18 protein-coding genes are annotated in these 19,941 nt (G+C 66.8%); 12 read left to right on the top strand and 6 right to left on the bottom strand.

The window, feature by feature from the left end; all coding sequences use genetic code 11:
* Window positions 1–246: 246 nt before the first annotated feature.
* On the bottom strand, window positions 247–471 hold the full coding sequence (locus ABZ444_RS47655) for a DUF397 domain-containing protein (RefSeq protein WP_358011057.1): 225 nt from the start codon (window positions 469–471) through the stop codon (window positions 247–249).
* Window positions 472–482: 11 nt separating this feature from the next.
* Window positions 483–1,361, bottom strand: a complete 879-nt coding sequence (locus ABZ444_RS47660) for a helix-turn-helix transcriptional regulator (RefSeq protein WP_358011059.1) — start codon at window positions 1,359–1,361, stop codon at window positions 483–485.
* Between the two features lie 632 nt (window positions 1,362–1,993).
* Between ABZ444_RS47660 and ABZ444_RS47665 the strand changes: the two genes are divergently transcribed.
* The gene (locus tag ABZ444_RS47665; protein WP_358011062.1) at window positions 1,994–2,464 is read left to right on the top strand and encodes an ATP-binding protein; all 471 of its coding nucleotides are present in this window, start codon (window positions 1,994–1,996) and stop codon (window positions 2,462–2,464) included.
* A gap of 1,157 nt (window positions 2,465–3,621) precedes the next feature.
* On the opposite strand, the gene ABZ444_RS47670 is transcribed toward ABZ444_RS47665, so the two are convergent.
* The gene (locus ABZ444_RS47670; RefSeq protein ID WP_358011064.1) at window positions 3,622–3,990 is read right to left on the bottom strand and encodes a hypothetical protein; all 369 of its coding nucleotides are present in this window, start codon (window positions 3,988–3,990) and stop codon (window positions 3,622–3,624) included.
* A 492-nt stretch (window positions 3,991–4,482) separates the two neighbouring features.
* On the opposite strand from ABZ444_RS47670, the gene ABZ444_RS47675 reads away from it, so the two are divergent.
* Window positions 4,483–5,577 carry a hypothetical protein gene (locus ABZ444_RS47675; protein WP_358011066.1) on the top strand — a complete coding sequence of 365 codons (1,095 nt, stop codon included), beginning with the start codon at window positions 4,483–4,485 and terminating at the stop codon, window positions 5,575–5,577.
* Window positions 5,577–6,437: a dihydropteroate synthase gene (folP, locus tag ABZ444_RS47680; RefSeq protein ID WP_358011068.1), complete on the top strand. Its 861-nt coding sequence runs from the start codon at window positions 5,577–5,579 to the stop codon at window positions 6,435–6,437. The genes ABZ444_RS47675 and folP overlap by 1 nt, the downstream gene beginning before the upstream one ends.
* A gap of 214 nt (window positions 6,438–6,651) precedes the next feature.
* On the opposite strand, the gene ABZ444_RS47685 is transcribed toward folP, so the two are convergent.
* A complete protein-coding gene (locus ABZ444_RS47685; protein WP_358011071.1) occupies window positions 6,652–7,380 on the bottom strand; it encodes a GntR family transcriptional regulator in 729 nt (242 codons plus the stop codon).
* A 170-nt stretch (window positions 7,381–7,550) separates the two neighbouring features.
* On the opposite strand from ABZ444_RS47685, the gene ABZ444_RS47690 reads away from it, so the two are divergent.
* From ABZ444_RS47690 to ABZ444_RS47710, 5 genes are all read left to right on the top strand, one after another.
* Window positions 7,551–7,889, top strand: coding sequence for a plasmid replication, integration and excision activator (locus ABZ444_RS47690; protein WP_358011074.1), 339 nt, complete (start codon window positions 7,551–7,553; stop codon window positions 7,887–7,889).
* A gap of 98 nt (window positions 7,890–7,987) precedes the next feature.
* Entirely contained in the window at window positions 7,988–8,218 is a 231-nt protein-coding gene (locus ABZ444_RS47695; RefSeq protein WP_358011076.1) for a hypothetical protein, read from the top strand.
* An 89-nt stretch (window positions 8,219–8,307) separates the two neighbouring features.
* Window positions 8,308–9,726, top strand: a complete 1,419-nt coding sequence (locus ABZ444_RS47700) for an FtsK/SpoIIIE domain-containing protein (protein WP_358011078.1) — start codon at window positions 8,308–8,310, stop codon at window positions 9,724–9,726.
* Window positions 9,726–9,875, top strand: a complete 150-nt coding sequence (locus ABZ444_RS47705; protein ID WP_358011080.1) for a hypothetical protein — start codon at window positions 9,726–9,728, stop codon at window positions 9,873–9,875. Before ABZ444_RS47700 ends, ABZ444_RS47705 begins: the two co-directional genes overlap by 1 nt.
* A gap of 14 nt (window positions 9,876–9,889) precedes the next feature.
* A complete protein-coding gene (locus ABZ444_RS47710; RefSeq protein WP_358011083.1) occupies window positions 9,890–11,419 on the top strand; it encodes a replication initiator in 1,530 nt (509 codons plus the stop codon).
* A 487-nt stretch (window positions 11,420–11,906) separates the two neighbouring features.
* Here the strand turns inward: ABZ444_RS47710 and ABZ444_RS47715 are convergent, their stop codons facing one another.
* The gene (locus ABZ444_RS47715) at window positions 11,907–13,472 is read right to left on the bottom strand and encodes a recombinase family protein (RefSeq protein WP_358011086.1); all 1,566 of its coding nucleotides are present in this window, start codon (window positions 13,470–13,472) and stop codon (window positions 11,907–11,909) included.
* 49 nt (window positions 13,473–13,521) lie between these two features.
* Here ABZ444_RS47715 and ABZ444_RS47720 point away from each other — a divergent pair, with 49 nt between their 5' ends.
* The 3 genes from ABZ444_RS47720 (at window position 13,522) to katG (ending at window position 16,821) form a co-directional block, all read left to right on the top strand.
* The gene (locus ABZ444_RS47720; protein ID WP_358011089.1) at window positions 13,522–14,025 is read left to right on the top strand and encodes an ATP-binding cassette domain-containing protein; all 504 of its coding nucleotides are present in this window, start codon (window positions 13,522–13,524) and stop codon (window positions 14,023–14,025) included.
* 95 nt (window positions 14,026–14,120) lie between these two features.
* Window positions 14,121–14,558: a Fur family transcriptional regulator gene (locus tag ABZ444_RS47725; protein WP_352327424.1), complete on the top strand. Its 438-nt coding sequence runs from the start codon at window positions 14,121–14,123 to the stop codon at window positions 14,556–14,558.
* 34 nt (window positions 14,559–14,592) lie between these two features.
* Window positions 14,593–16,821, top strand: a complete 2,229-nt coding sequence (gene katG, locus ABZ444_RS47730) for a catalase/peroxidase HPI (protein ID WP_358011091.1) — start codon at window positions 14,593–14,595, stop codon at window positions 16,819–16,821.
* A 128-nt stretch (window positions 16,822–16,949) separates the two neighbouring features.
* On the opposite strand, the gene ABZ444_RS47735 is transcribed toward katG, so the two are convergent.
* Window positions 16,950–17,537 carry a TetR family transcriptional regulator gene (locus tag ABZ444_RS47735; protein WP_358011093.1) on the bottom strand — a complete coding sequence of 196 codons (588 nt, stop codon included), beginning with the start codon at window positions 17,535–17,537 and terminating at the stop codon, window positions 16,950–16,952.
* 110 nt (window positions 17,538–17,647) lie between these two features.
* Here ABZ444_RS47735 and ABZ444_RS47740 point away from each other — a divergent pair, with 110 nt between their 5' ends.
* Window positions 17,648–19,888 carry an arylsulfatase gene (locus ABZ444_RS47740; protein WP_358011095.1) on the top strand — a complete coding sequence of 747 codons (2,241 nt, stop codon included), beginning with the start codon at window positions 17,648–17,650 and terminating at the stop codon, window positions 19,886–19,888.
* The last annotated feature ends 53 nt before the right edge of the window (window positions 19,889–19,941 follow it).

Consider the following 19,941-nt stretch of genomic DNA (forward strand, 5'->3'; position numbering starts at 1 on the left):
TGTGCGCCCTACTGGACGAACGACCGTGACCCCCCGCCCCTGATCTGCTCGGCTTGCCCGTGGGCGACGGCGAGGGGTGACCTGGCTTCCAGGCCAGCCACCTACGGCCCGTGCCCTTCGCGATCATCCTTGAGCAGAGCCCCCCGCCGGAGGCGGCTCTACTCTCACCTGTTTCGGAGGAATACATAGAAGGAGCCCCTGACCAGTGAGGTAGGGGCTCGTGGAAAAATGATGGGGTCAGGCAAGTTAGGCATGCGTAGTCGGTAGGTCAAACTCGCGCAGGTCCACGCCGGATAGGAACGCCTTCCACTCCGCAGATGTGAAGGTGAGCACAGGGCCTTGACGGTCCTTGGAATGGCGCACGTATACCGTGTCACCCAACGGGGTCATCCCGACTTCGACGCAGCTTTGGCCGTTTCCGCTCCGTGTACTGATGTGCCAACGGACGGTGGCGGATGGCTCCGATCCCATGAGTACTCCTCTCAGTCGTGCTCACGGTGGGCGAGCGATGTGAGCAGCGCTGTGGTGTCATCAGGACTGAGCGCTACGGCACGACAGTGCTCGAACACCATGGTATGCCTGGTTAGCTCGGCTTCGTCCTCTAGAAGAAGATCACCCGCAGAGCTATCGATGTAGACAATGTCGGGGTCGTTCGGACCAAACCGCAGGATCACAAACGGACCCGGCATCGCCGGGTGGGCACCGGCCTTGAAGGGGATTACCTGAAGCGCGATGCCAGGTCTCTGGCTCTGCTCGGCGAGGTGAAGCAGTTGTTCCCGCATCACCTGCGGACCACCAACGGCACGGTGGAGCGCCGCCTCATCAATGACTGACCAGAAGTGTGGGCGGTCAGGGCTGGAAAGAAGGGCCTGCCTCTTGAGTCTCGCCTCGACTCGGGTCTGCACCTCCTCATCACTGCTGTCCGGCAGCACGCCTCTGATGACGGCCTGAGCGTATGCGGATGTCTGGAGAAGCCCCGGAATGAAGGCGTTCTCGAAGTTGAGGATCTGTACCGCCTCGGCCTCGAAGTTGATGTAGGTCATGTACTGCTCTGGCAACTCGGAGTCGTCGTGCAGCAAGCCCTTCTTGCCTGCATCCCGTGCCAGGGCGCGAAGTGTCTCCCGCTCGGCGGAAGAAACCCCGTAGGCATCACACAAGGCGATCAGCGTCCGTGGCTGGGGCTTGGCTCTGCCCGTTTCCAGGCGATACAGGGTCGCAACGTTGACGGCGGTGAGCTGGGCCGCTTCTTCCTGTGACAGACCCGCTGCTTGCCTGAGGCGACGGAGCTGTGCGGCCAACCGGCGCATGCGGATGGTCGGCGGACCCTGTCGTCTCGTAGGCACCTCGTCATCATCGCGCATCGAGGGGTCACCTTGCATCTGCGTTGGCCTTCCTACTTTTGCAAGGTATGCATTCTCAACCCTTGCAAGTGCAGGGCAGGGAGATGCACACTGGGCGTAGTGTCAGCCTCTCAGTCAGACACCTAGCACGGCGGGCGAAGGCGAAGATTTCTACGCTCCACGCTGGCGTTGCGCACGCTTTGTGATGAACGCGTGAGACGCCCGTTACAAGCTGATCGGGCTGAACTGTGACCTAAGAACGCAAGGCAGGCAGGCGCAAAAATGCGCCACTACGCACAGCGGGAGGGGAACGGCGATGGCGGTAGAAAGCTTGGCGTGGCAAGAATTCCGGGTCGTGATGGAACTGGCCTGGCGACTCAAGGGACTCGGAGTCGCGGTAAGGGCCGATGTTCCCTTGGGCGGCCCGCCGTCCCTCACCCTCCCCCGCGCGGAGGGCGACATGCACCTGAACACAGACCTTCGGGACGGCCACTGGATCGTGCAATGGGGCACGGGCATTGAGGAGTGGTGGTACGCCAGTGCGCCGGACACTCCCATTAAGATCCGCAAGGCTTACTTCAAGCCTCGGTTAGTTCCTCCGTACGTCGCCGCCTTCCTGGGCCCTGAGCCTGACGGCGCAGAGGGGGCCTGACATGTTCGGACAACGACTCCTGCCCGTGGAGGACAGTACGCCGAGTAGGGCGCGCCGGTACGTGGTTGACCGGTGCTTCGAGTGGTGCCTGCCCACGGAGACGCGTGAGATCGCCGAACTCGTAGTGAGCGAGCTCGTGACCAACAGCATTGCTGAAACACGGGCATGGCATGAGCGCGTGATGGTCGGCGAGGAGCCGGATCAAGAGGGCTTGATGACGGCTGCTTTCGGAAGCTTCCCGCTGTATTGGGCCGTGTGGGTGAACGCGTACCTGTTCAAGGGGTCTCGGTTCCTCGTCGTGGAGACATGGGATGTGAGCCGGAGGGCACCGAAGCGACTGAGCGTAGACGCGGACTCCGTCGGCGGTCGGGGACTGGAGATCGTTGACGCGCTGAGTGACCGGTGGGGGTACCGGTGGCCTAACAGCGGCGGCAAGGTGGTCTTCGCTCGGCTGCCGGTGGCTAGGTCGTGAGCCCCGCGAAGCTGCCCCGGCCTCCCGGCTTGGAGCGGTACGCGTTGGCGCACTGGTACCACGTCGTGTCAATCAGCCGGATGGCACGGGAGTGCGGCGTCTCGCGGGACGTGGTGGTGCGCTGGCTACGTGAGGACGGGCTCTATCCGCCGCCGCCGTCCACGAGGTGGAGCAAGAACCGCCTCACGCCTGAGCAAGTCGGAGTCACCAGGGAAGATCTCGTGACGCGTTTCCAGAGCGGTTCGTCTCTGAGGGCTCTCAGCCGATGGGCGGGGGTTGGGCATGAGGTGATCCGTCGCTGGCTTACGGAGGCGGGGATGACCATCTCCGTGCGTCCGGGCAGGCCGAGACGTCCCCTGAGCCTGACCGACGAAGAACTATCCAAGCGACAGGCAAACGGTGCTTCGTACAGAGAGCTGGGCCTAGTGGTCGGGTGTTCCAGGCGAACGGTCTATGACCGCGTGCAGCGGTACCGGCTGGCGGCCCGGCAAGAAGCGGCGAGGGCACGGGATGACACGGTCTCACAGTGCGACGCGGGATGAGGGAGCGCATCTGCTGGCTATCTCCGGTACGGGTCCGTACTGCCTCGTGTGGGTCGCGGCGGGGTGTCCGGTACCGGAGGCGGCAGACATGCCTACGGCGGAGTGCGGGCTGTCAGTGATCGTGAAGGACTATGGCGGCTTCATGGTGTGGGACAGAGGTCAAGACCCTGTCCACCCTGCCTGTGTCAAGGCTGCCCTAGAACGGCGCGCCGAGATGGAACGGCGCGAATGGATGCGCAAGAAGCGGTAGACCTGGTGATCTGTCGCCGAAGAGATTCCCCTGCGCTGGGGATCTGTTCGGAGTCCGCCGACAGATCGCCCATGGAGAGGTACGGCGGCACACGCCTCCTCTCGCGCGCCCAACGCTGACCGGGCTCGCTGCGAGAGGTGGATTCTTAGGGTGTGCCGCCGTACCTCGAAGCATTGTCGGGGCTGCATCACACGACGGAGTGCAGTGGCCGGTTAATGCCGTAGGCACCCGAAGGGCGGAGCGCAGCGACGTTTGCCGGCGACTGCACGGCCCCCCATATGATCATGAAAAGCCCGGCACCGGGAGGATTTCCCTCGGTGCCGGGCTTCTTAGCGTGCCCTCGTGGCGGTTAGGGCCGTGCGGGGTTAGCGGGCGCGGGCACAGGTGACGGGCACGTACCCCTTCGTGTAGACGAAGCCGATGTCATCCCTCGTGCGGCGAATGTTGACCTCGAAGTAGTTGTAACCGCTACGCCCGCACTTGTTGCCGTAGCTGTTGCTGCCGTTGCCCCGGAACAGCTTGCACGACGTCATGACACTGCCGGTGCGACGTACCTGCAACGGGTATCCGTTGGTGAACGGGCCACTGAGCACCCCCACGTTGGTCCCCGTGATGACGATCTGCCGACAGGCAGAGGCGGAGGGGGCCTGCGTCTGAGCGCTGGCGGGGATGGCGGATAGGGCGAATGCGGCAGCGAGGATAGACGCGGTGACGGCGGATCGGGTGGTGAACATTTGGCATTCCTCGTCTCGGAAAGGACTGGACTTGCTTGTGTGGGGTCGTACGGGGGTGAACGTCAGGGGAGTTCAAAGAATTGTGAGAAATATGAGGAAAGTTCGATTTCGGGAAACCGTTGTTTCTGGAAAGAGGAGTACGGAAAGGAGAGGTTTCCGGAAACGAGAGTTTTCATAGTGACGTGCTTCGGGATGCCGGATTTCCGGAAAGCGCGGTGTCCAGATGAGGCGTCCCCGGCACCCTGCACCGACTGTCATGGGTCACGGGCGGCTTGGACCGCTGCCGGGCGGGACCGGCCTCCAGGCCGCATGCCCGCCCGGCAGGGCGGCGGCTGCGCCGCCGCCCCTTGATACCCATAAGAGAAATTCGGCAACTGTGATGGGCGCGGTCTGGCGGGAAGACGTCCGGTAATGCTCGCTTGGGGGATCGTCTCTGGTTACAGTGATCAGGAATGTGTGGGCCGGAACCTCGACATGCTGAGGAGTACCACCATGAGCGACCTAGCGGCAGGGCCGGACGCGGCGGGCGAGGGTGGCGCGCAGGGACGTTACGGTCATGACCTAAAGCGTGTTTTGGGTGCAGTGCGAACGTCGGAGCGGGTTGGGGTCCTCGTAGAGCACTTGCGCTGGCTGGTCGGCGAAGTCGGGTTCCCATGGATCAGCGAACTGGCGCGGGTCGGAAAAGCGGAAAAGCTTTCGGCCGCAGAAGTCAGGGACCTGACATCCGAACTGGCCTGGGCTAGTCGTGAGGCTGGGGAACAAATACCAGCGAAAGACACTGCTCCCATCGGGGAAGTAGACAAGGACGTATACGGTCTGGTCCTGGCATATGTCCGGGCGCAACGGCTACGGTTCGATTTCAAGTTTCGGGAACTGCTGGGCGCTGTAGAGGAGTGGCGGCGCGAATATCATGACGCCCTCTTTCTCTCGATGGCGGCGTTCGCGTCATGTGGGCTACGACTGCCCGATGGGCTGACGCTCTACAAAAAGTCGATTGAGGCTGAGGACGCGGATAAGGTCTCCCGTCACGTTTCGCTGACCGCTATCTGGATGGCTCAGCATGTCGAGAATCAAGGCACGCTCCTTCTAGAGCTGGCAGAAGATATGATCACGCGAGGCGAAGCCGACGCCGTTCTCTACTTCCGGCGATCGCGTGCCTTCGCGCAGCTAGGAGATTACGAAAGGGCGGTGGATGATATACACCGCGCAATGGACCTGACTCCCCCGGACAATAATCGCGTGCACGCCGACTATTTCCACGAGTGGCAAAACATACTGGCTCGATGGGACACGGAACGGTGGGCAAGAAAGCTCACCGAAGAAGTGCGGCAGGCAACACGGGAAGAAGCGGAAGAGGGAGTCAAGCAAGTAGAGAAAGCCCTGTCCGATGGACAGACACGCATGGTGGAGGTCCTGGGGCTGTTTCTGGGCCTGGTCGGCTTCCTCCTGGCAAGCGGCACCGCAGTAGTTCTGATCAAAACCTGGGAGCAAGCTATCGCTGCGGTTACCCTTAGCGGCGCGGGCTTCGTTGGCTTCTTTGTTGTGCTGCGGTGGGTCGTGCACTATAAGCGAAAAGGTGAAAAGTAATGCAAGCGTACTATCCGGAATTCGTAGAGCCCGTGAGAACGCTCGGACAGAGGACATTCGATTTCCGGCAGCATATCGTCGTCATGGCGATTGTGAATCGGACTCCCAATAGCGGGCTCGACCCGAACCGCTCGATGGTGTTAGAGGAAACGATAGAAACGGCACGCCGGGCGGTAGAGCAGGGCGCGGAATGGATAGACGTAGGGGGGCGGGCGTACCGACCGGGCCAACCTCTCTCGACTGAGGACGAGATCGGCCGGGTGGTTCCGGTGATTCGGGGTATACGCGAAATCACCGACGCCGTAATCAGCGTGGATACGCATCTGCCAGAAGTAGCGGAGGCCAGCTACAAGGTGGGCGCGGATGTCGTGAACGACACGAACGGGTTGCGTGCGCCGGGCATGGTTGAGCTTGTGGCAGAGACGGGCATGGGCGCTGTGATCACGCATAGCCAGAGCGGGCCCGCGAACCCTGACGTGAGAGTGCCGTACGGGGACGTGGTACAGGACGTGCGCGACTACTTAGAGCAGCGAGTGTCGGTAGCCCGTGAGGCTGGGATTCGGGCGGACAGGCTTTACATTGATCCGGGCCACGATCTGAATAAGGAGACCCCGGAATCTATGGAGGTGACCCGGAGGCTAGCGGAGATTGCATCGCTCGGATATCCCCTCGTCGCCGCCTGCTCGAACAAAGATTTCATAGAGTCGAGCTTGCAGGCAGAACGGGGCAGTGACGCGGTGCGGATGGGGACCATAACGGCGAACACCGTGTGCGCTTATCAGGGCGCACGCATTGTGCGCGTGCATGATGTGGCCGCTAACGTGGCTGCGATGCGAACGGTGGAAATGCTTCTCTTCTAGCCGGAGAACGGTGGGAGCATGCCGGGCCTGTCCTATGCCGTAGGCACCCGAAGGGCGACCGCAAGGGAGTAGGCCGGCGCGGCATGCGGCCATCATATGAGGTGGTCAGCCGGTGCATGAGTATGGTGAGAGTTGCGGGCCGGAGGCACGCATAGCGGCGGGAACCCGTGGGGGTTCCCAAAAAGCTCTTGAACTCTTAGGTTGAAAAGATGCCCTACTGGGCAGCGATTTCCTGGTCCGTCTTGAGAACGAAGAGATCTCCGCGCAGAACGCTACGGGTCAGAGCCAGAGGCGTGTCTTGCCTGTAGTGGATGCGCTGAATCGCGAGCACAGGAACACCGGGCGGAAGACTCATCAAATGCGCTTCCTCGGGGGTAGGCATTCTGGCACTCGTCATCTCTTGGACGCGCGTGACCGCTACCCCTATCGACTTGAAACGCTCGATGACGTCTGTCTCGGCAGGGCTGTTCCCAATTGCCGGGCGACCTTTAGTGGATGCTGAGAAATGGTGCGGTTCATAGTACTCGGATATTTCGACTACGTCTGAATTGACCGTCCAGCGGTAGAGAACCTGCGTAATGCGGTCGCCGGTGGTAAGGCCAAGACTCTTTGCGACGTCCTGGGACGCGTCGATCTCGGCACGATGCGCAGTCAATAGTCGATCATCGCCCTCGGCGCGCACGTCGCGCCCATCGCGAATCGAAATGATCGGCTCGGGCTGAGGCGCAACGAAGCTGCCCTTCCCTTGCTGGCTGATGATCAGCCCTTGACTGCGGAGCCTCGCGATCACCGCTCGGGCGACGGTGCTTGAGACGCCATGGCGCTCCTGTATCTCCCGTTCGCCTGGCACTCGGGTGCCAGCCTGCAACTTACCTGAGCGAATCTGCTCCCCGATGCGGTCAGAGATCTCTACGTACGCAGGTGTGACAGCCATCACATTCATACCTCCCAAGCATGGATCATACCACTAACCACACTTAGTGCGTTAACGTACGAAGCACACGAAGTGCGTGGAGCAACGACGACAGGAGACGCATGTTACGAGGACCTATCCCGGTCCACTTCGACGTGGCATTCGGACACGGGTGCTACCTGGTCAGCGCGGTAGAGCCGGTGAGGGACTTTGAACAGTCCACGAAGGAGAAGTTCGTCCAGTCGCGCGACCGCGACACGGGGGAACCGGTGTGGCAGGTCACCGTTATGGACGGCGACCCCGGGTGCAAGCCAGCACAGAAGACGGTGACGATCAAGATCCTCGCGACGGAGGAACCTCAGGTGCCTCCCCTCTCGCCGGACATGCCTATCGTCCCGATCACCCTCGATTCGCTGATGGTGACGCCGTACGTGCATCAGGGCACGGGGCGGCTGGCCTACTCGTGGCGCGCAAGAGGGATCCTGCCCGCTCGGGCCAAGACGGGGACGAGCGCGACGCACGCCGGGGGTGCTGCGTGACTACGCACGGGGGTAATAGGCCGTACACGTACGTGGAGTCGGGGGCGACTCTGCGGCGGGACGGGGTCGGCCACGGGGTTAGCTTCTATGACGCGCGGGTGCGCGCTTCGGCGGGCGTGGTACAGGACGACGGCTTCCGGCCTTACCTGTACCTCGGCACGTGTCAGGCGGAGGTCACAGTCTCGACGACGGGCGGGGGTCCGGTCGAGCTGGCGGACGTGGAGGCGGCGGAGCGCATCTGCCGGGCGGCGCGGTCGTACCTGGCGCTGATGCGGCTGGCCTACAAGAGGCACAGGGCCGCCACGGGTGAGGACGCGGGCGAGGCGTAGCGGATATCGGCGGAGGCTGGCGAAGATCTCGTCAGCCTCCGCACGTCGCAAGGAATCTGTCTAGCCAAGAAAGGATCAGCGACGTAGCGATGTTCCGACGCCTGCCGGGCGAGGCCATGGAGGGTGTTGTCACGACCACCCCGGACACGACGATCGTGTTCCGTCCTACGGTGGTCAAGACCCCCGCAATCGTGACGCTGGCCATCTGGGGATACCGGCTGGTGGCTGGTGTCGTCCGGATGGTGATCCGGCATCCGATCGCGGTGACGGTGACGGGCGGCGCGGCTGCCCTATGGACGCGGTACGACTGGGCGGAGGCCGCGTTTGTCTCGGGCGTGGTCGTAGCACAGGTAGGGCTCTGGTGGGTGCTGGCACCTGGCGCGTGGGCTAGGTGGGTCGGGTGGCCACTGGTCGCCTGGGCTCGACTGACGGTGATCTACAAACCACGCTGGCGCTCGACGCTGGCCATTGCCGGTCTAACGGCAACCATCAAGGGGCGCAGCTACACACCGCGTTTACTGCGGGTGCGGTCCTCAGAGTGGGCCGACGTGCTGACCGTGCGCATGCTGCGAGGGCAAGCGCCTGCAAGCTGGGCCGACCGTACACCGAACCTGTTGCATGGGCTGGGCGGGCTGGCCTGCCGGGTCGCCGTGCTCAAGGGCGGGCGGCTGCGGTTGACTATCGTTCGGCGCGATGCGTTGGCCTGTCCGCTGTCCGCACTGCCGGTTCCACGGGCGGCGACGGTGGGGCCGGTAGTGATCGGGCGGTGTGAGGACGGGACCGCCTTCCGGCTGGCCGTGCACGGCACACACGTGCTGATCGCGGGCGCGACGGGTGCGGGTAAGGGCTCCTTCCTGTGGGGGACGATCCGGGGCTTGTTGCCTGGGATGGCTGCCGGGCTGGTCACGCTGTGGGGCGTGGACCCCAAGGTGATGGAGCTCTCCTTCGGGCGGGAGTTGTTCGGGGACAGGTACGCGGCAACTCCGGAAGAGTGCGCGGTTCTACTCGAACGGGCCGTGCGGGTCATGCAAGAGCGGGCGGCCCGGTACGCGGGGCGTCGTCGGTCGCACAAACCAAGCCGGGACGATCCCATGCACTTGGTGATCGTGGATGAGGTCGCGTTCCTGACGGCCTATCAGCCGGACAAGGGGTTACGGCAGCGGATCACGGCGGCGCTGGCGACGCTGACCACACAGGGGCGCGCGGTCGGGGTCGTGGTCATGGCGGCGCTGCAAGACCCCCGCAAAGAGGTGCTGAACATCCGGAACCTGTTCCCGGACAAGATCGCGCTCCGGCTGGATGAGCCGGAACAGGTGGACATGGTTCTGGGCGACGGGGCGAGAGACCGGGGCGCGCTGGCCGATGAGATCTCACAGGTACCGGAGGAAGGCGCGGGGATCGGGTTCGTCCGGCTGGAGACCTCGCCGGAGCCCGTGAGGGTGCGCGCGGCGTACGTGTCGGACGACGACATCCGAGAGATGGCGCGGGTCTACGGGGGTGAGGCGTAGTGAAGGAGCACTTAGACGGGCTGTCCTGCTCACAGTGCGGGCATGAGCTGCTGACGCTCGACGTCGTGCGGGGGCTGGTCGTCTGCGAGTGGTGCGGGGCGCGGGCGGCTGTCCTCGGAGAGAGCGGGGAGCAGGGGGCGGAGCACTGAACGGGGAACCGTGGGTGCTGTCCCTGGAAGCTGCGGTACAAGCGGCGGCGGAGGTGGGCGTGTGCGCGCATCCGCTGCCGTTCCGAATCCATGACCGGGTGAGCGGGGAAACCCGGCTGGTACAGGTGGCCTGCGGTGCGCTGATCGCGGCCAAGTGCCCCTCGTGCGCTCGGGCGGCGCAACTGGTGCGGGCGGCCCAATGCCGTGAAGGTTGGCACCTGGAGAGTGAGCCGGGACGGCAAGCGGCAGGGGAAGAGGGCACGGACGGAGGTGGCTCCGCCGCCCTATCCGAAGGACCCGAAGGGCGACCGCAAGGGAGTAGGCCGGCGGAGTCACCGGCCCTACGAAGTACGGATGACCAGCCAAAACAGCGAGTGCAGAGATCCACGCGACGGCGTCAGGACGCTGCATCGTTGCCTACGGGTAGACGGCGGGCCGGGACGCTGGGGAAGACGTTCACCGGGGGCAACGGGCAGGTCTACCGGCCAAGCATGTTCCTCACTCTGACGCTGCCGTCCTACGGGCGAGTGCGGGACGGAGCGCCGGTCGCGCCGGGTACGTATGACTACCTGGGGGCGGCGCGTGATGCTCTGCACTTCGCGCGGCTGGTGGATCGGTTCGTGCAGAACCTTCGCCGGGTGGCTGGGTATCCGGTTCAGTACTTCGCGGTGGTCGAGCCGCAACGGCGGTTAGCCCCCCACCTGCATATGGCCATCCGGGGGACGCTGCCTCGGCGGGACATGCGGCAAATCGTCGCGGCGACCTATCACCAAGTCTGGTGGCCTGTCTCGTCCGGCAACGTGTTGGAGGGAACGCGGCATCCGGTCTGGGTTGAGGGGGCGGGCTACATCGATCCCGAGACGGGAGAGGTACTGCCTACCTGGGATGAGGCGCTAGCGCGCATGACGGAGCCGCGTCATGTGGTCCGGTGGGGGTCACAGATGCGGATGCGGGGCGTTCTGGTCGGGAGTGAGGACGCGGACCGGGCCGTGCGGTACCTGGCGAAGTACCTCACCAAGAGCATGCATGAAGCGCTCCTAACCCGCTGGGGTGAGCTGAGCGAGGCGGAGCGGGCTCACACACGGCGGCTAATCGAGACCGTGAGGTATGAACCGTGCTCGCCTGAGTGCTCGAACTGGCTCCGGGCGGGGGTCCAGCCGAAGGGAGCGAGGCCGGGCATGGTGGCGGGGCTGTGTCATCGGCGGGCCCATCGGGCGGAACGGCTCGGGTACGGCGGGCGGCGGTCGCTGGTGTCGCGGTCCTGGTCGGGCCGAAGGGTGAGCGACTATCGGGCGGAGCGCCGGGCCTGGGTGCTGGCTGCTCTGGGGCGAGAGGAGGAGGCGACGGAGGACGGGCGGCTGCTGTGGGAGCCGGTCAGAGACGGTGATGAGGGGGTGCCGTCACGGGCGCTGCGCATCTGGCATCTGGTGGCGGAGCGTCGGGCCGCGCACGAAGCCATGAAGCAGCGGGAAGACGCGGGGCGGCGGGAGGAGAGGACGAACAGAGACGCCTTGGAGCAAGGACGCGCCGAAGGCTCCGCTTAGGGGTGCGGAGCTGCGGAGCATGGGACGAGGTCACGACGGCGGCCAGCCACGGCAGGACTCCGGGCGGGTGGGTGGGCCGACAACAGGAGGTGGCGCAGCACGTCAAGATCACGGGGACGCGGGCACGGGGGCGGGACCTCGGTGGGCGCTGGTGGGCGCGGGAGAGATCACGCTAGGGATGGGAGATCACTGACGGAGAGTGCTCCGTCTGCGGAGGATGACGGAGAGATGGCGCGGGTGATCAGAGAGATAGTCGATCAGTTGCCCCCTCTCACAGGCGAGGAACGGGTGAGGCTCGGGCTGTTGCTCAACTGCGGGCGGTAGGTCAGAGCAGGAGACGGCATCGTGGCGACTGGTCCACGGTGCCGTCTTCTCATGCTCGGGTGTTGGCGGAGAACGGCGGGAGCATGCCGGGCCTGTCCTATGCCGTAGGCACCCGAAGGGCGACCGCAAGGGAGTAGGCCGGCGCGGCATGCGGCCACCAAGATCACGCGGCACGCCGTTGCGTGGGCTTGTCGATTCTGACGCGCTGCCAGGTCGTGATGTCCTTCCGGCGTCCGCGTCCTACTGGTAGCAGGGTCACGGTGACCAGCATTTTTAGGATCTCGCGATGCTGGCCTAGGGTCTGGCCCTTCCATGTGGCGCGGGCGTCGTCGCTTGTGGCGTATTCGGCCAAGGGCGATTCGGGGGCCTCGGCGGACAGTGCTTCTGTGATCTCGGCTAGGCGCTTGTCAGCCACTTGCACGGCTTCGTCGTAGTCAGCTTCGGCAATCTTGTTGAGCACAAGCCGGGTATGTAGCGTCCGCTTGCCGGTCTGGATGGCAAGGGCTTCTTCGCGCAGCGCTGCTGCGTCCACTGTGGAGCGGGACGGAAGTAGATCGGAGATGTCGTCCCGGCCTAGCCGCTCGATCAGCAGTTCAGTGACGAAGTGATCTATCTCCTGGGCTGGGTGCACACAGTGACCCTTCGTCGGGCATGTGTAGCAGGGCCGACCGTTCTTCTCTCGCTGCTTCATGGTCGTACCGTCGTTGCAGTGTCCACAAAGGTAGATGAGGCTTCCCAGCCACTTGGGCGTGTTGCCTCCGGGGTGGAAGCGGGTGGGGTCGTCGCGTAAGGCAATCAATGCCTGTCGCGTCTCCTCGGGAATGATCGGCTTGTACGCGTTCCTTCTGATGATCTCGCCACGATAGACAGCGTGGCCTGCGGTGCGAGGGTTGGTGAGAATGGCCCAGACGGTGCGGGAGTTCCATCCGCCATGCTCGGTGACTTTGCCGTTTCGCTTCAAGATGCGTCCGTCAGTCTCCGCTTGGGTCGGCACCTTGCGGGCGGCGAGGTCCAAGAGGACGTAGTACATCTTCACCCCGGCTAACAGGTCCTTGGCCCATCGCTGAATCTCGGCTACCTCCTCCGGACGGTGCCGGGTCATGTCGAGTACGGGGCGGTCTTCGTAGACGCGATCCATGGACGGGGCCTTGGGGTTGACGCACACGGACCGAACGCGGCCCGTGTCTACTCCCCAGCCATAGGGGCGGATGCCGCCGCCGAAGCTGCCCTGCCTGGCCTGCCGTTTGCGAGCGAGGGCAACACGCTCGCCACGCTCCTCACTCTCGCCTTGTGCCTCGACGGTGTGAGCAAGGAACGCCTGACGGCCTTGCGCTTTCTCAAGGTTGTAGTACCCGTGGCTGACGCTGTAGAGCTTGACCTTGTGGGCGCGCGCTAGACGGATGAAGGCGGCTGCCTCCTCGACGTTCCGGTGCAGTCTCTTGGCGTGCCAGAAGATAACCAGCTTGATCCGGTTGGCCTTGATGTCTCTGATTAGGTCTTGGTAAGCCGGGCGCTCTACGCCCGAATAGGCCGATGTGTCGTTGTCGGAGTACGTACGGCTGATGGTCTCGTTCAGCTCGTCGGCAGCGTCCTCGCATTCAAGGTGTTGCGACTCGACACCTTGTGCCGTCCCCGTGCGATCCCTACTGATTCGGACGTAATCGACCGTGAGACGGCTCTCAAGGTCAGACTTAGTCAGGGCGGCTGCTGATGCTAACTGACCAGGCATGGAAGCCTCCGGATGCGGTGGATTCTTCGTTTATGTACCCAACCTATGCGTGGGGAAGTCCACGCTGCTGCGCCTGATCACCGGCGAGCTGGCGCCCGACGGCGGCACCGCCAGGCGGGCCGACGGCCGGGTGGCCTACCTGTCGCAGCGGCTCGACCTGCTCGACGACGAGCTCACCGTCGCCGAGAACCTGGCCGCCTTCGCCCCCGCGATGCCGGCCGCCGAGCGGATGAACCTGCTGGCCCGCTTCCTGTTCCGGGGCGCGCGTGCCCATCTGCGGGTAGGGGTGCTGTCGGGCGGCGAACGGCTGCGCGCCACGCTGGCCTGCGTGCTGTGCGCGGAGCCGGCGCCCCAGCTGCTGCTGCTGGACGAGCCGACCAACAACCTCGACCTGGTCAGCGTGGGCCAGCTGGAGAGCGCGCTCGGCGCGTACGAGGGGGCGTTCGTGGTGGTCAGCCACGACGAGCGGTTCCTGGAGGAGATCCGGGTGGACCGCAGGCTGGAGCTGTCCGAGGGGCGGCTGCTGGAGGGCGGGGGGCCTGACCTGGGATGACGCCCGTTCTAGGCGGTTATTTCCGGACATATTACTAAACTTGGATGGTTCGTTCTCTTGTGTCATTCAGGTTTGTATAGGTAGGTTTGGCGGCTATGACCGCATCGAAGGCTCCGACGACCGCCGAGGAGCTGCGCGGCGCCGGGCTGCGGGTGACCGCCGCCCGGGTCGCGCTGCTGGAGACCGTCCGGGAGGGTGACCACCTCGGGGTCGAGGCGATCGCCTCCGGGGTGCGCGAGCGCGTGGGTCATATCTCGTTGCAGGCCGTGTACGACGCCCTCCACGCGCTCGCCGCCGCGGGGCTCGTCCGCCGCCTCGACCCCCCGGGCAGCTCGGCCCTGTACGAGGGCCGCGTCGGGGACAACCACCACCATCTCGTGTGCCGGTCGTGCGGCGCCGTGGCCGACGTCGACTGCGCCGTCGGCCACGCGCCCTGCCTGACCGCCTCCGACGACCGCGGCTTCGCCATCGACGAGGCCGAGGTCATCTATTGGGGCCTGTGCCCCGCCTGTTCCACCGGCAGCAGTTCCTGAGCACCCAGATTCCGCCTCGTCCGGAAGGATTCCCATGTCTGAGAACCATGATGCGATCGTCACAGACGCCAAGTCGGAGGACTCGGGCGGCTGTCCGGTCGCGCACGAGCGCGCCCCGCACCCGACCCAGGGCGGCGGCAACCGCCAGTGGTGGCCGGAGCGGCTCAACGTCAAGATCCTGGCCAAGAACCCGGCCGTGGCCAACCCGTTCGGCGAGGGCTTCGACTACGCCGCGGAGTTCAGGACCCTGGACCTCGCGGCCGTCAAGCGGGACATCGCCGAGGTGCTGACGACCTCGCAGGACTGGTGGCCGGCCGACTTCGGCCACTACGGCCCGTTCATGATCAGGATGGCCTGGCACAGCGCGGGCACGTACCGCATCAGCGACGGACGCGGCGGCGCCGGGGCCGGTCAGCAGCGCTTCGCGCCGCTCAACAGCTGGCCGGACAACGGCAACCTGGACAAGGCCCGCCGCCTGCTGTGGCCGGTCAAGAAGAAGTACGGCCGCAAGATCTCCTGGGCCGACCTGCTGATCCTCACCGGCAACGTGGCCCTGGAGTCGATGGGCTTCAAGACCTTCGGCTACGCCGGCGGCCGCGAGGACGCCTGGGAGCCCGACGAGGACGTCTACTGGGGCCCCGAGTCCACCTGGCTCGGCGACCAGCGCTACACCGGCGACCGCGAGCTGGAGAACCCGCTGGCCGCGGTCCAGATGGGCCTCATCTACGTCAACCCCGAGGGCCCCAACGGCAACCCCGACCCGCTGGCGGCGGCCCGCGACATCCGCGAGACCTTCCGCCGCATGGCGATGAACGACGAGGAGACCGCCGCCCTCATCGTGGGCGGTCACACCTTCGGCAAGACCCACGGCGCCGGCCCGGCCGACCACGTCGGCCCCGACCCCGAGGCCGCCCCGATCGAGCAGATGGGCCTCGGCTGGAGCAACAGCTTCGGCACCGGCAAGGGCGGCGACGCCATCACCAGCGGCCTTGAGGGCATCTGGACGAACACCCCCACGACCTGGGACAACAGCTTCCTGGAGATCCTCTACGGCTACGAGTGGGAGCTGTTCAAGAGCCCCGCGGGAGCCAACCAGTGGCGGCCGAAGGACGGCGCCGGCGCCGGCACCGTGCCCGACGCCCACGACCCGGCCAAGCGGCACGCCCCGACGATGCTGACGACCGACCTGTCGCTGCGCGTGGACCCGATCTACGAGCAGATCACCCGCCGCTGGCTGGAGCACCCCGACGAGCTCGCCGACGCCTTCGCCCGCGCCTGGTTCAAGCTGACCCACCGCGACATGGGCCCGCTCGCGCGCTACCTCGGCCCGGAGGTCCCGGCCGAGACGCTGCTGTGGCAGGACCCGCTGCCCGCGGTGACGCACGAGCTCGTCGACGCGGCCGACGTCGCCGCCCTCAAGGAGCAGATCCTCGCCACGGGGCTGTCGGTGGCCGAGCTGGTGTCCACCGCGTGGGCCTCGGCCGCCTCCTTCCGCGGCAGCGACAAGCGCGGCGGCGCCGACGGCGCGCGCATCCGCCTGCAGCCGCAGAGCGCGTGGGAGGTCAACGACCCCGACCGGCTGGCGACCGTGCTGGGCACCCTGGAGGGCGTCCAGAAGGCGTTCAACGGCGCCCAGACCGGCGGCAAGCAGGTCTCGCTGGCCGACCTGATCGTGCTGGCCGGGTGCGTGGGCGTCGAGCGGGCCGCCAAGGAGGCCGGCTTCGACGTCCAGGTGCCCTTCACGCCGGGACGCGCGGACGCCACGCAGGAGCAGACCGACGTGGAGTCGTTCGCCGCGCTGGAGCCGGTCGCCGACGGGTTCCGCAACTACCTCGGCAAGGGCAACCGCCTGCCGGCCGAGTACCTGCTGCTCGACCGGGCCAACCTGCTGACGCTGAGCGCGCCGGAGATGACCGTCCTCGTGGGCGGCCTGCGGGTGCTGGGCGCCAACCACCGGCAGTCGACGCTCGGCGTCCTCACCACGGCCCCGGGGACGCTGACCAACGACTTCTTCGTCAACCTGCTGGACCTGGGCACGACGTGGCACTCGACCGAGGACGCCAACGTCTTCGAGGGACGCGACACGGCCACCGGCGAGGTGCGGTGGACCGGCACCCGCGCCGACCTCGTCTTCGGCGCGAACTCCGAGCTGCGCGCGGTCGCCGAGGTCTACGCCAGCGACGACGCCAAGGAGAAGTTCGTCCGTGACTTCGTCGCGGCCTGGGACAAGGTCATGAACCTCGACCGGTTCGACCTGGCCTGAGCGTGACCGGAACGCCCGGGGCGGTCGCCCCGGGCGTTCCGCGTGCCCGGGACTCGCGTGGTGGCGGGGGATCCTCGGCTGCCTGACGCCCCGGCCCGCGAACCGGCGCCGGCCCTCGCACCCGGACGTCAGGCGGTGAGCAGGGCCCGGGCGGTGACGTGCAGGTCGGCGACGGCCGCCGTCGCCCGCGCGGCGTCGAAGGCGGGGTCGCCCAGGCGCTGTTCCAGGTCGGCCAGCACCACCACGACGTGCAGGTTGAGCACCCGCAGCCGCTCCCGCGTCAGGCCGGGCAGCCGCCGCCGCAGCAGGGCGGCCAGCTCGGCGACCCCGGGGTGGTGGTCGCTGGAGTAGGGCCAGGACCGGTAGCCGCCGGACAGCACGTAACGGCTGGTGAAGCGCAGGTACCAGCTCGCGCCCGGGTGGGTGAGCACGTGCTCGGCCAGCGGGGCCAGGTAGGCCTCGACCAGGGCGGGAAGGTCCTCCTCCAGGCCGCGGGCGCGCAGGTCGCCGATCAGCTCGCGGCGGCGCTCGTTGAGGGGGGACATGCGGTGGGCGTACAGGGCGTCGATCAGGCCGGCCTTGCCGTCGAAGTGGTACTGGACGGCCGAATGGTTGCCCTGCCCGGCCGCGACGGCGATCTCCCGGAGCGAGACGTCGAGGCCGCGCTCGGCGAAGAGCCGTTCGGCCGCCAGGAGGATCTTCTCTTTGGCCTGCATTCCCACCTTTTCCGGATCACCGAGGTATCGTCGCGGATTAAGACAACCTGTCTTACTCTCGTGCCGTCTGCTGTCCAAGACCGTACGCCTCTCCTGGCAGGAGCCTCGCCGTGACCGCAGAACCGATCTTCCGCCGGGCCGGCCGCCCGCCGGAACACGCTCCGAACGTGCTCGCCGTCGTCCTGGACGACACCGGCTTCGCCCAGCTCGGCTGCTTCGGCTCCGGCATCGCCACGCCGCACATCGACCGGCTCGCGGCCGGCGGCCTGCGCTACAACCGGTTCCACGTGACGGCCCTGTGCTCGCCGTCGCGCGCCTGCTTCCTCACCGGGCGCAACCACCACGCCGTCGGCATGGGCTTCCTCGCCGACATCCCGCTCGACCACCCCGGCTACACCGCCCGCATCCCGCGCTCGGCCGCTACCCTGCCGCGGATCCTGCGCGACCACGGCTACTCCACCATCGCCATCGGCAAGTGGCACCTCACGCCGCGCTACGAGCGCTCGGCCGCCGGCCCGTTCGGCCACTGGCCGCTCGGCCAGGGCTTCGAGCGCTACTACGGCTTCCTGCAGGGCGACACCAACCACTACGCGCCCAACCTCGTCCGGGACAACCACTACGTGGACCCGCCCGCCACCCCCGAGGAGGGCTACCACCTCACCGAGGACCTCGTCACGGAGGCCGTCCGCCACCTCGACGACCAGCGCCACGCCGCCCCCGGCAAACCGTTCTTCCTCTACCTCGGCCTCGGCGCCACGCACTCCCCGCACCACGTCGCGCCCGAGTGGAGCGAGCCCTACCGGGGCCGCTTCGACCGGGGGTGGGACGCCTGGCGGGAGGAGATCTTCCGGCGCCAGACGGAGACGGGCGTCGTCCCGCCCGGCACCGTGCTCACCCCGCGCCCGGACTGGGTGCCCGCCTGGGACGGCCTCACCGCCGACCGGCGCCGCCTGTACGTCCGCCAGCAGGAGGTCTTCGCGGGCTTCCTCACCCACGCCGACGCCCAGCTCGGCCGCCTGCTCGCCCATCTGGAGGAGACCGGGCGGCTCGACGACACCATCGTCGTGGTCTTCTCCGACAACGGCGCCAGCGCCGAGGGCGGCGTGGACGGCAGCGTCAACGAGCACCGCTTCTCCGCCGGCATCCCCGAGTCCCCGCGGGACAACCTGGCCCACCACGACGACTGGGGCGGGCCGCGCACCTACAACCACTACGCGTGGGGCTGGGCGTGGGCCGGGAACACGCCGTTCCGGCTGTGGAAGCGCTACACCTGGCTCGGCGGCACCCGTACGCCGCTCATCGTGCACTGGCCGGCCGGGATCGGCGGCGGCGCGGTACGCGACCAGATCGTGCACGTCAACGACCTGTTCCCGACCCTCCTGGACGCGATCGGCATCCAGGCCCCGGACGTCGTGGACGGGATCGAGCAGCAGCCGGTCGACGGGGCCAGCTTCCTGGCCACCTTCGCCGACCCCGCGGCGCCCGCGCCGCGCCCGACCCAGTACTTCGAGATGCTGGGCTCGCGCTCCCTCATCCACGGCCGCTGGAAGGTCACCACCGACCACGTGTCCACGGGCGTCCTGGACGAGGAGGAACTGCTCACCGGCAGCCGCGACCTCGACGCCGACCACTGGGCGCTGTTCGACCTGGCGGCCGACTTCTCCGAGGCGGCCGACGTGTCCGCCGGGCATCCGGAGGTGGTCGCCGAGCTGCGGCGGTTGTGGGAGCGGGAGGCCGGGCGCAACAACGTCCTGCCGCTGTACGACGACCTCGTGGCCCGCTTCGGCGCGCTCATCGGGCCGGCTTGGCCCCCCGGCGACGACCGCACGTTCCGGCCAGGGGCCTCGCCCGTGTGCGACGAGTCGCTGCCGCTGCTGTTCGGCGGCTTCCGCTGGACGGCCGAGATCGAGGCGGCGCGCGAGCCCGAAGGCGTGCTGTTCGCGCTGGGCGACTGGAACGGCGGCTTCGCCCTGTACATCACCGGCGGCCGCCTGGCCTTCACCTTCTCCCGTGCCGGGGAACCGCTGGAGCTCACCGCCGACCGCCCTCTGCCCACCGGCCGCCAGTCCGTGGACGTCGTCCACACGACGGGCCCCGCGGGTTCGGCGTTCCACCTGTCGCAGGGCGGGGTCGTGGTGGGCACCCTGGCGTTCGACGGGCTGCTGCCGGTCGCGCTCCAGCACGGAGGGGCCGGGCTGCGGCTCGGCCACGACCTCGGGCTGCCCGTCTCCGGCCGGTACCGCGTCCCGGCCCGGTGGAACGGGCGGCTGTTCTCGGTCCGGCTCAGGACGCCGGGCGCCGCGACCCCCGACCTGCTCGCCGGCCTGCGGACCGCGCTCCACGCCGACTGACGGTGTGGTCCGAAATCGGCCGGTGCCGGGGACGTCGTGGCTGGTTGGCTGGT

Source organism: Nonomuraea sp. NPDC005730, from assembly GCF_040630865.1.
In the GTDB taxonomy this organism is placed as follows: domain Bacteria; phylum Actinomycetota; class Actinomycetes; order Streptosporangiales; family Streptosporangiaceae; genus Nonomuraea.

What these genes read in the sequence shown, in the direction of transcription:
- ABZ444_RS47655 (WP_358011057.1), bottom strand. Translation starts at nt 471, where the DNA reads ATGGGATCGGAGCCATCCGCCACCGTCCGTTGGCACATCAGTACACGG.
- ABZ444_RS47660 (WP_358011059.1), bottom strand. Translation starts at nt 1,361, where the DNA reads ATGCGCGATGATGACGAGGTGCCTACGAGACGACAGGGTCCGCCGACC.
- ABZ444_RS47665 (WP_358011062.1), top strand. Translation starts at nt 1,994, where the DNA reads ATGTTCGGACAACGACTCCTGCCCGTGGAGGACAGTACGCCGAGTAGG.
- ABZ444_RS47670 (WP_358011064.1), bottom strand. Translation starts at nt 3,990, where the DNA reads ATGTTCACCACCCGATCCGCCGTCACCGCGTCTATCCTCGCTGCCGCA.
- ABZ444_RS47675 (WP_358011066.1), top strand. Translation starts at nt 4,483, where the DNA reads ATGAGCGACCTAGCGGCAGGGCCGGACGCGGCGGGCGAGGGTGGCGCG.
- folP (WP_358011068.1), top strand. Translation starts at nt 5,577, where the DNA reads ATGCAAGCGTACTATCCGGAATTCGTAGAGCCCGTGAGAACGCTCGGA.
- ABZ444_RS47685 (WP_358011071.1), bottom strand. Translation starts at nt 7,380, where the DNA reads ATGAATGTGATGGCTGTCACACCTGCGTACGTAGAGATCTCTGACCGC.
- ABZ444_RS47700 (WP_358011078.1), top strand. Translation starts at nt 8,308, where the DNA reads ATGTTCCGACGCCTGCCGGGCGAGGCCATGGAGGGTGTTGTCACGACC.
- ABZ444_RS47715 (WP_358011086.1), bottom strand. Translation starts at nt 13,472, where the DNA reads ATGCCTGGTCAGTTAGCATCAGCAGCCGCCCTGACTAAGTCTGACCTT.
- ABZ444_RS47725 (WP_352327424.1), top strand. Translation starts at nt 14,121, where the DNA reads ATGACCGCATCGAAGGCTCCGACGACCGCCGAGGAGCTGCGCGGCGCC.
- katG (WP_358011091.1), top strand. Translation starts at nt 14,593, where the DNA reads ATGTCTGAGAACCATGATGCGATCGTCACAGACGCCAAGTCGGAGGAC.
- ABZ444_RS47735 (WP_358011093.1), bottom strand. Translation starts at nt 17,537, where the DNA reads ATGCAGGCCAAAGAGAAGATCCTCCTGGCGGCCGAACGGCTCTTCGCC.